Origin of the sequence: Desulfonatronospira sp. MSAO_Bac3 (assembly GCF_003838035.1) — a bacterium.
GTDB lineage: Bacteria > Desulfobacterota > Desulfovibrionia > Desulfovibrionales > Desulfonatronovibrionaceae > Desulfonatronospira > Desulfonatronospira thiodismutans.
Window position 1 is genome coordinate 18467 of sequence record NZ_QYZY01000172.1, and the last position, 9682, is coordinate 28148.

Here is a 9682-nt window from a genome sequence, read left to right on the forward strand (position 1 = left end):
GGCATTTCTGGATAAAATGTTCTAATAACAGCAGGAGAAAGGTAATATGTATCTGCCCTTGCCCACTCCGCAGGAAATGGCTGCCTGGGACAAAAGAAGCATGGACGACTTCGATCTCAGGCCGGAACTGTTAATGGAGAACGCCAGCCGCGAGGCCTTCAGCCAGATCAAGCACAGGTTTGCTGATCTTGCCGGGCGTTCCGCCCTGCTCTTTGCAGGTCCGGGCAATAACGGCGGCGATGCCTTTGCCCTGGCCAGGCACCTGTGGATCAGCGGGGTCAAGGTCATGACCCTGCACTCCAAAAGGCTCAAGGAGTATGACGGTGCTTCGGGTTATCACCTTTCAGTACTGCGCAAGCTGGAAGTGCCCTATGCCCATCTTTCTGAATACAACTTTGATTTTATCAGAGACGTGGACATTATCGTGGATGGGCTCCTGGGCACGGGTTTTACAGGGGAACTGCGCCAGGACTACGTGGACTGGATAAAATCCATCAACAAAATGGGAGAAAAGGCTTACGTCATCTCCCTGGATATTCCTTCAGGCATCGATGGTATAACCGGCGAGCCCAGCCCTGTGGCTGTAAGGGCCGACGATACCGTGGCCTTTGAAGAGGCCAAGCTGGGTCTTATGCAGCCGGAAGCCAGAGAGTACGTGGGTTGCCTGAGCATTAAAAAAATCGGTATTCCTCAGAGCATCAAGCATGACAGCCCCCCGGAACATTATGTCCTGGATGTTGATATACTGGACAGGCTGGTAATCCCCAGACGGACGATGCACAAGGGAGAGGGAGGGCACGTGCTGGTGCTGGGAGGGTCCCAGGCCCTTTCGGGTGCGGCTGTGCTCACCTGCCTGGGTGCCCTGCGCGCGGGTGCCGGCCTGGTGACCCTGGCCTGCCCGGCTGATCTTGCCCGGCAGATAAGATGCGGATGGCCCGAGATCATGACAATCCCTCTGGGTGAAGGATTTGATTGGCGCCGGGAAATGTTCAGCCAGCTAAAGGACGAGCTGCCCCGTTTCGATTCTGTGGTGGTGGGCCCGGGCATGGGCCGTGACGACGATACCAGGGCGTTTTTTTGCGACTACCTGGAGAATGTGCATCAAAGGACACTTTTTGATGCTGATGCCCTTTATTTTCTGGCCGGGGACGATTCCCTCATGCAGCGGATCTCCCGTTCCAGCGAGGTGATCCTTACTCCGCATCCCGGGGAAATGGCCAGATTTTTCCATGTTTCTGCCGCCCAGATCAACCAGGAACGCAGCCGTTTTGTCCGTGAATTCTCAGAAAAATACAACGTCAACCTGGTGCTCAAAGGGGCATCCACGCTTATTTCCGGGGTGGACAGGCATTTCTATATATCGCCTTTTGCTACCTCAAACCTGGCCGTGGGTGGGTCAGGGGATGTCCTGGCCGGTATCATCGGCAGTCTCATGGCCCAGAGCTTAAGCACCCTGGATGCGGCCAGCCTGGGAGTATACTGGCACGGCCTGGCTGGAAAGGATCTTGAAAATACTTATCCCTTCAGGGGTAACCTGGCCAGGGAGATCGCGGACATTCTGCCCGGGGTGCTGGCCAGATACAAGGGCAAGAAGGTCGGGGACAGGGTTTTTTTCTTCTGTTAAAATGACGTGTTAATCAACGGGGTGATAATGACAACTGCTGAAGACTTGATGACCAGTGATCCCATCAGGGTGCATCCGGAAACGGACATATCCGAAGCCATTCACCTTCTTCTGGAGAAAAATATCAACGGTGTCCCGGTGGTGGACCAGGAGGACAACCTGGTGGGAATAATCTGCCAGAGCGACCTGGTGGCCATGCAGAAGAAGATCCCTTTGCCCTCCATGTTCACAGTGCTGGACAGCATCCTCCCCCTTGGCTCAACAGCAAAAATGGACAGGGAAATAAAGAAGATAGCGGCCACCAGGGTTGAAGATGCCATGACCCCGGAGCCTGTGGCGGTAAAAAAAGATACCCCCCTGGAAGAGCTGGCCGAAATAATGGTGGACAAAAAGTACCACACCCTGCCGGTGACGGAAGGGGGCAAGCTTGTGGGTGTAGTGGGCAAATCCGACGTTTTGAAGACCCTGGTGGGTCCCGCAAAATCGAATCAGCCCGGATAGATGGTTGATTTGTCTTTCGTTAAGCCTTTGTTTCTCCCGGACGAGGAGGCTACTCTGGAACTGGGCAGAAAGCTGGGCCTTTTTTTTACCAGCCGGGGTTTTTTCCCGGCGGTCTTTTTTTGCGGGGAGCTGGGAACGGGCAAGACCACCATGATCCGCGGCATTGTTTCCGCCCTGCCCGGGGGCGATGAGGCAGAGGTAAGCAGTCCCAGCTTCAACCTGGCCAATATCTACCCCACCCGCCCCGAGACTTTGCATGTGGATCTATACAGGCTGCAGGGACTGGAGCCCGACCAGGACGTGGAGGAGCTCCTGGCTGGACAGGAGCGGCTTATCCTGTTGGAATGGGGGGATTTTCTGCCTGAGAGCCAAAGACCCCGGGACCGGGTGGATATCTCTTTGAAATTTTGCAACGGTTCAAGAGAGGCTTTGATCACTCTTTCCGGGGAAGGGGAAAAGTTAAGGAGCAGCAGTATATGCGGGTGATAGTACAGAAATACGGCGGCACATCTGTGGCTGATGTGGAGTGTATGCTAAAGGTCAGGGAGCGGGTGCTCAAGGCCCTGGACAAAGGCTACAAGGTGGTGGTGGTTCTTTCGGCCATGTCCGGGGAGACCGATCGGCTACTCAGCCTGGCCAGGACCTGGTCCAAGCGTCCGGATCCTTCGGAGATGGATGTAATTCTTTCCACAGGGGAACAGACCTCGGTGGCTCTTTTTTCCATGCTGCTCAAGGACTGCGGGGTAAAGGCAAGGTCTTTTCTGGGGTTTCAGATCCCCATTCAGACAGACCGCAGTTTCGGCAAGGCCAGGATACTGGATATTGAAAAGGATTATATTTTTGATATCCTCAAGGATTACGATGTGCTGGCGGTAGCAGGCTTTCAGGGCTGCGACTGTGAAAAGCGCATCACTACTCTGGGCCGGGGAGGTTCGGACACTTCGGCTGTGGCCCTGGCCGCTGCCCTGGATGCCGAGGTCTGCGAAATATATACGGACGTGGACGGGGTGTACACTACTGATCCCAATATCTGTTCCCAGGCCAGAAAGCTTAAAAAGATAGCCTATGATGAAATGCTGGAAATGGCCAGTATGGGGGCCAAGGTGCTGCAGATCCGTTCCGTGGAATTTGCCAAGAAATACAACGTCCCGGTGCATGTACGCTCCACGTTCACGCAGAACCCGGGAACTTTAGTCGTACAGGAGGATAAAAGCATGGAAGCTGCAATGGTCTCCGGAGTGGCTTATGACAAGGATCAGGCCAGGATAACCCTGGTGGATGTCGTTGATGCCCCGGGCAGCGCGGCTGCGATTTTTGAGCCCATATCCAGGGCTAATATAGTTGTGGACATGATAGTGCAGAACCCAAGCCGGGAAAGCGGCCGTACGGATATGACCTTTACCGTGCCCAAGGGCAGCAGCGAAGACACTCTGAATATTCTCAAGAAGATCAAGGACAAGATCGGGGCCAGGGAGATACTGCATGATTCTGGGGTGGCCAAGGTTTCCGTCATCGGCGTGGGCATGCGCAACCACTCAGGGGTGGCGGCCATCGCTTTTTCCGCCCTGAAAAGGGAAAATATCAACATCAAGATCATCAGTACCTCCGAGATCAAGATCTCCTGTCTTATCGAGGAAAAGTATACCGAGCTTGCCGTCCGTACCCTGCACGAGGCTTTCGGCCTGGCGGATATGCAGGAGGGCGCGGTAGAGGACAGGGCACAGTGCAAGGTTGAGGACCGGTAGACCAGGCTGGCCACATTAGTAAACGCGGCTTAGAAGCGTGGTCAGGCGAATGCTCAAGAATGGACCGGGGTTTGCCCGGGCTCTTTTTGTATTGCCGGGCATGTAAGTTCAATCACGAACAGGGCCTTTTTAAAACCAGTAGTAGAGTGATTTATGTCAAAGATACAGATATATGACACCACCCTTAGAGACGGCACCCAGGCGGAAGACGTGCATCTTTCAACCGAGGACAAGGTCCGCATCGCACGCAAGCTGGACACCCTGGGCATAGATTATATAGAAGGCGGGTGGCCGGGATCCAATCCCACGGACCAGCGTTTTTTCCAGGAAATCCAGAATTATGCCCTGAATCATTCCCGGGTGGTGTCTTTCGGCAGTACCCATTCCACCAAGAAGACCCCTGAGAATGACCCCAACCTGGATGCCTTGATCAAATCCAGGACCAAAGCCATTACCATATTCGGCAAGACCTGGGATGTGCATGTAAAAGACGCCCTGCGCACCACACAGGAGCGCAACCTGGAGATCATTTACAATTCTGTGGGCTTTCTGCGCCCCAGAGTGGAGGAGCTCTTTTTCGATGCCGAGCATTTCTTTGACGGCTTCAAGGCCAACAAGGAATTCGCCCTGGCCTGCCTGGGCAGGGCCATGGAAGGCGGGGCGGATATCCTGGTGCTTTGTGATACCAACGGAGGCACCACACCCATGGAACTGTGCCGGATCATCCAGGAGGTTCAAGCAAGCCTGCCCGAGGCCAGGCTGGGCATCCATGCCCACAACGATTCCGAGACAGCGGTGGCCAACTCCCTGCTGGCGGTGGATCTGGGGGCTGTTCAGGTGCAGGGGACCATCAACGGGTATGGAGAAAGGTGCGGCAACGCCAATCTGTGCTCCATCATTCCCAGTCTGGAACTGAAAATGGGATACACCTGCCTGCCTGAAAACAACCTAAGCCTCTTGACCTCCACCTCGCACTTCGTGGCCGAGGTAGCCAATATCGGGGCATTTCACCGTCAGCCTTTCGTGGGCAAGTCCGCCTTCGCTCACAAGGGCGGAGTGCATGTAAGCGCAGTGCGCAAGAACCCCCGGACATACGAGCATATTGTCCCGGAGGAGGTGGGCAACAAGCAGCGCATCCTGCTTTCGGATCTGGCCGGGCAGAGCAATATCCTGTTCAAGGCCAGGCAGTACGGTTTTCAGCTGGACAAGGACGATCCCTTTGTGCTGGACCTGTTGTCCAAGCTGAAGGACCTGGAAAGTCAGGGATATGAATATGCAGTGGCCGAGGCCTCTTTCGAGCTGCTTTTAAACCGCACTCTGGGCCGGGCGCGCAAGTATTTCACCCTGGATTCATACCGGGTGCTGGAGAGCAAAAGCGATAAAAAGGACCAGCCTTTTTCCGAAGCCACGGTCATGGTCAGGGTGGGCGGCCTGCAGGAACACACCGCCGCCACGGGCAAGGGTCCGGTGAATGCCCTGGACAGTGCTTTACGCAAGGCTCTGGAGAAATTTTATCCCACGCTTGCAGAGATGCACCTGGTGGATTTCAAGGTCCGTGTCTTTGCCATAAACGATTCCGGGACCTACTCCGGCACAGCCTCCAGGGTCAGGGTGCTTATCGAGTCCGCGGATCACAATGCCCAGTGGGTCACCGTGGGGGTATCCTTCAATATTATCGAGGCCAGCCGTCAGGCCCTGGAGGATTCCCTGAACTACAAGCTGTTCAAGGATGACCAGGCCAAGCTGACCAAGGCCATCAAGGAAGCGGAGCAGGTTTGAGGGTATTTTCAAGCCGGGATCAATGGATTTTTTCAAGGCAAACGGCCCGGGGGCAAAAATCAACTGCCCCGCGGGCATAAGTATTCATGCAAAAACCCCTGGCTGAAAAGATCAGGCCTCAGAGCATCGAGGACTTTGTTGGTCAGAGCCATCTCAGGACCAGGCTCAGGGCCATGGGCCAGAGTCAGAGGCTTCAAAGCACTCTTTTTTTCGGGCCTCCAGGGTGCGGCAAATCCACCCTGGCCCTGATCATTGCCGGAAACCAGGGCAAGTCCCACCTAAGGCTCAGCGCTCCCGAGATCGGGCTGGCCGAGCTTCGCAAAAAGCTCGAGGGCCTGGAGATACTTATCCTGGATGAGCTGCACCGCTTCTCCAAGGCGCAGCAGGACTTCTTTCTGCCCCTGCTTGAAACCGGGGAAATCATCCTTCTGGCTACAACCACGGAAAATCCGTCCTTCAGCGTCACCCGCCAGCTTTTATCCAGAATGAATGTTTTGCGCCTCAGATCTCTTAGTATGCCTGAGCTAAGGCAGATCGGGGAACGCGCAGTCAAAGAGCTGGATGTGAGCATTCCGGAGAAGAGCCTGGATCTGCTGGCCTCCCTTTCTGGAGGAGACGCCCGCACCTTTCTGAATCTCATGGAGTATGTGCGCGAGCTTGACCAGGAGAACCTGGAACCGGACAAGCTCAAGACCGTTCTACCGGAAGCGGTGATAAAGGGCGACCGGGACGGGGACATGCACTATGAACTGGCCTCGGCCATGATCAAGTCCATTCGCGGCAGTGATCCTGATGCAGCCCTGTACTACCTGGCCTGCCTGCTGGAAGCGGGGGAGGACCCCAGGTTTGTCTGCCGCAGGCTGATCCTGTCTGCTTCCGAGGATGTGGGCCTGGCCGATCCCATGGCCCTGCCCCTGGCTGTATCCTGTCAGCATGCCGTGGAATTCGTGGGCATGCCCGAAGGTTTCATCCCCCTGGCCGAAGCTGCGGTCTATCTGGCCCTGGCTCCCAAATCCAATTCCACCTATGCCGCATATCTGTCCGCTCAGAAGGAAATCCGGCACCACGGCCCCAGACCGGTTCCCCTGCACCTGAGAAATGCCTCCACCACCCTGCAGAAGGAATGGGGCTACGGTCAGGGCTACAAGTATCCGCATCTCTATCCGGGAGCATGGATTGAGCAGGAATACCTGCCTTCTGAGCTTGCCGGGCGCAGGTTCTACGAGCCCAAAGACCAGGGCCAGGAGCCAAGGCTTCTGGCCTGGCTAAGAAAGAGAAAAAAGATATAGACATCTTCAGAGTAAGTGTCTTTCCCTGGAAAAGCCTTATTCAACGCAAACCTGGTTGCGGCCCTGATTTTTGGCCTTGTAGAGCATGTCGTCGGCGCAGGTTATCATTTCCTCGAGGCTGCTTTTCAGGGTGGAACATACTCCGATGCTTACAGTGACCCGCATTTCATGCTCCCCGGACCTGATTACCGAGTTTTCAATGTCTGCACGGATTTTCTCGAATACTTCCGTGATGTTTTCAGAGTGCATGTTGACACCCACAACGCAGAATTCTTCACCACCAAACCGGGCCACCAGGTCGGACTGTCTCAGGCTGGACTTGAGCCTGTCTGCTACAAAACAAATGACCTCGTCCCCGGCATCATGGCCGTACTTATCATTGCATTTCTTGAAATGATCGATATCCATCATGGATACAACAAGATTCAGGTTTCCCCGCAGGGCATTGGCAAACAGCTTTTCACCAGAATTGAAAAAAGAACGCCGGTTTAAAAGCCCGGTGAGAAAATCCTTTTCAGCCAACTCCCTTATGGTCAGGATGTACTCGGTGGTTTCCAGGTTGTGCCTTACGCGGCAGTACAATTCTTCAGCCAGGAAAGGCTTGTGCATGTAATCGTTTGCCCCGGCCTTGAGAAAATGAGCCGAGGTGGTTGCGCCCCCTGCACCCGACAGGCCGATTATGGGCAGCCGGGTCTTTGAAAATGTGCGGCGGAGTTCCTTGACCAGTTCCATGCCGTCCATTTCGGGCATGTTGTAATCTGCCAGAACGATTCCTATCCTGTCCTGCCTATTGAGAATGTCCAGTGCTTCCCGGCCGTCTCCGGCCTCCAGGACGGTAAAGTTCCATACCTCCAAAAGATCCCTGATTATCTTTCTGCTGACGGAAGAGTCGTCCGCCACCAGTACTTTTATCCCGGTATTCAGCTGGAGCCGCTTTACAATATCCACCACCTGCTGGACGTTGTGCCTGTTGTCCTTTAATATATAATCCACAATATGCTTGGACCACATTCGATCGCGCAGATCGTCGGATATTTCCCCGGTAAAGACTATGGATGCTATGCCTTTTCCAACCACCAGGTCCACCACTTGGCCATAGGGTGCGTCGGGGAGGTTGAGGTCGAGAAGTGCGGCAAAAAGGTCCTGCGAACCGTGCTCCAGGTAGTCCCGGGCCTCCTGATAGCATGAACAGACCACGGCTTCCAGGCCCAGTTCTTTTTTTACCGCGTTACTCAATACGTGGGAAAATATCTTGCTGTCCTCGACAATGAGGATGGTTTTTTCTTTAGCAGCAGCTGGCGATGAAGAAATGTTGCGCATGAAGGTTTCCTGTGAAGGTGTTTTTTTCCTGCTTTTAAACAATGGAGCCCCGAAAGTCAAAATTTTTGTCACATATCCCCACCTGCACCCTTGTGTGTTTTATTTCCGGGCCGCAGATGAAGCATTGCCCGCCCCGGGTGGCTCCTTTCCCGGCCGGTTTTTTAGCGCGGCGGCGGAACAAAAAAACCGGGCCACAAAAGCGGGAAAGGCGAATTGATAATTTGAACCTGCTGTTTTAGGATCATGTGCAACGCGTCTGCAAAAGCCGGCTTTGTAATGCCGGGAGCGTGAGAGTTTTTTAAATTCAAAAGGCTCCAGGAGGGCTTTAGATGAAAATGCGAACCTGCGTGACCCCGGAAGGGAAGTTTCGCTACGGGGTGCACCACCCCTCTTATCAGGTATGTAATCTCAGGCAGAAGGACCATCACTTCTGCCTGGGCAGGCTGCCGGATGAAACCATGGTCCATAACCAGGACAATTTCCCGGAAGGGGATCTCCAGGTAAACGGGGCTTTTACTGTTTACGAAATACCCAATGCCTTCAGCTTCCGGGGAAGCACATTTATCGATTCCGGCTGGGCTGCCTCCAGGGCCAAAGACCCTTTATCCATCCGCATTTCCCCTCCAGGTGAAGTATCCCTGTTAAAGAGTCTTGACTCCTGGGCAGCTAAGGAAAATATGTCCAGCCAGTCAGTGCAGGGGCTTTTCCAGGAGTTGCCTCATTCTCTGCTTCTGGCCCTGGCCACCACGTCCACTGATCCGCAGGACCTTGTCCGGCTGGCCCATTTGTCGTGTGATTTTATAAAAGACAGCCAAAGGGCGGAACCAGTCGGGCTTGCATACTCCCGCCGGGAAGACGGCTCCCCGTTGCCGGTGATACATGACCGTGATCTGTTCGAGGCTGTGGGTAACAACCCCTTTCTACCGGATATATATAAAGAAATCATGCTGCTTCGTCCCGGGGTACAGGGCAGAAGCGAGATCGTGGGAGATGTCTGTGAAGGGGAGCAGAGCACGCGGGTCTTTGAGTATCTGCGCCGCAACAGTTACATACCCTGGGGGCACTACGCCTCCAACATGAGCCACCAGGAGGTGCGCTACCGGGCCGCAGACCTCTCTTTAAAGGATATGCAGGGGCTCAGGCACCTGTATTATCAAAGAACCTACGTACGCCTGGCCCGGGAGCTGGGCCTTGAACCGGCAGCAGGGCCCATGTCCCCCCAGGAAATGGAACAGCTGAGGCAGGCCATCCTTGCACAGATTGAAAAAAAGCCGGAGCAGGTATCTTTTACCAGCACCTTGTGGGGCTGGAATTTCGGTTTTGATTTTGCACCCACCAGGTACAGGCTGCATGGCTCTCACCAGCAGGTTCATCAGCAGCATGCCATGGTGCCGCAGCGTGTGCCGCAGGCAGAGCAGGGTCGT

General features: G+C 54.7%; 8 protein-coding genes. 7 read left to right on the forward strand and 1 reads right to left on the reverse strand.

Annotated elements, in window-relative coordinates:
* Positions 1–46 precede the first annotated feature (46 nt).
* From D5S03_RS05760 to D5S03_RS05785, 6 genes are all read left to right on the forward strand, one after another.
* Complete coding sequence (locus D5S03_RS05760; protein WP_008870434.1) at positions 47–1624, forward strand: bifunctional ADP-dependent NAD(P)H-hydrate dehydratase/NAD(P)H-hydrate epimerase; 1578 nt, start codon at positions 47–49, stop codon at positions 1622–1624.
* Positions 1625–1651: 27 nt separating this feature from the next.
* Positions 1652–2125 (forward strand): CBS domain-containing protein, encoded by a 474-nt coding sequence (locus tag D5S03_RS05765; RefSeq protein ID WP_008870435.1) that lies wholly within the window; start codon positions 1652–1654, stop codon positions 2123–2125.
* A gap of 9 nt (positions 2126–2134) precedes the next feature.
* A complete protein-coding gene (gene tsaE, locus D5S03_RS05770; protein WP_208596404.1) occupies positions 2135–2611 on the forward strand; it encodes a tRNA (adenosine(37)-N6)-threonylcarbamoyltransferase complex ATPase subunit type 1 TsaE in 477 nt (158 codons plus the stop codon).
* The gene (locus D5S03_RS05775; RefSeq protein ID WP_008870437.1) at positions 2602–3870 is read left to right on the forward strand and encodes an aspartate kinase; all 1269 of its coding nucleotides are present in this window, start codon (positions 2602–2604) and stop codon (positions 3868–3870) included. The genes tsaE and D5S03_RS05775 overlap by 10 nt, the downstream gene beginning before the upstream one ends.
* A 153-nt stretch (positions 3871–4023) precedes the next feature.
* Positions 4024–5649 (forward strand): citramalate synthase, encoded by a 1626-nt coding sequence (gene cimA / locus D5S03_RS05780; protein WP_008870438.1) that lies wholly within the window; start codon positions 4024–4026, stop codon positions 5647–5649.
* A gap of 86 nt (positions 5650–5735) precedes the next feature.
* Positions 5736–6938 (forward strand): replication-associated recombination protein A, encoded by a 1203-nt coding sequence (locus D5S03_RS05785; protein ID WP_008870439.1) that lies wholly within the window; start codon positions 5736–5738, stop codon positions 6936–6938.
* A gap of 36 nt (positions 6939–6974) precedes the next feature.
* On the opposite strand, the gene D5S03_RS05790 is transcribed toward D5S03_RS05785, so the two are convergent.
* Positions 6975–8258 carry a response regulator gene (locus tag D5S03_RS05790; RefSeq protein WP_008870440.1) on the reverse strand — a complete coding sequence of 428 codons (1284 nt, stop codon included), beginning with the start codon at positions 8256–8258 and terminating at the stop codon, positions 6975–6977.
* Between the two features lie 329 nt (positions 8259–8587).
* On the opposite strand from D5S03_RS05790, the gene D5S03_RS05795 reads away from it, so the two are divergent.
* The coding region (locus tag D5S03_RS05795) for a hypothetical protein (protein ID WP_287042982.1) at positions 8588–9682 on the forward strand (1095 nt) is incomplete at its 3' end.

Coding starts and splice junctions, on each gene's coding strand:
- D5S03_RS05760 (WP_008870434.1), top strand. CDS start 47: ATGTATCTGCCCTTGCCCACTCCGCAGGAAATGGCTGCCTGGGACAAA.
- D5S03_RS05785 (WP_008870439.1), top strand. CDS start 5,736: ATGCAAAAACCCCTGGCTGAAAAGATCAGGCCTCAGAGCATCGAGGAC.
- D5S03_RS05775 (WP_008870437.1), top strand. CDS start 2,602: ATGCGGGTGATAGTACAGAAATACGGCGGCACATCTGTGGCTGATGTG.
- D5S03_RS05790 (WP_008870440.1), bottom strand. CDS start 8,258: ATGCGCAACATTTCTTCATCGCCAGCTGCTGCTAAAGAAAAAACCATC.
- D5S03_RS05765 (WP_008870435.1), top strand. CDS start 1,652: ATGACAACTGCTGAAGACTTGATGACCAGTGATCCCATCAGGGTGCAT.
- cimA (WP_008870438.1), top strand. CDS start 4,024: ATGTCAAAGATACAGATATATGACACCACCCTTAGAGACGGCACCCAG.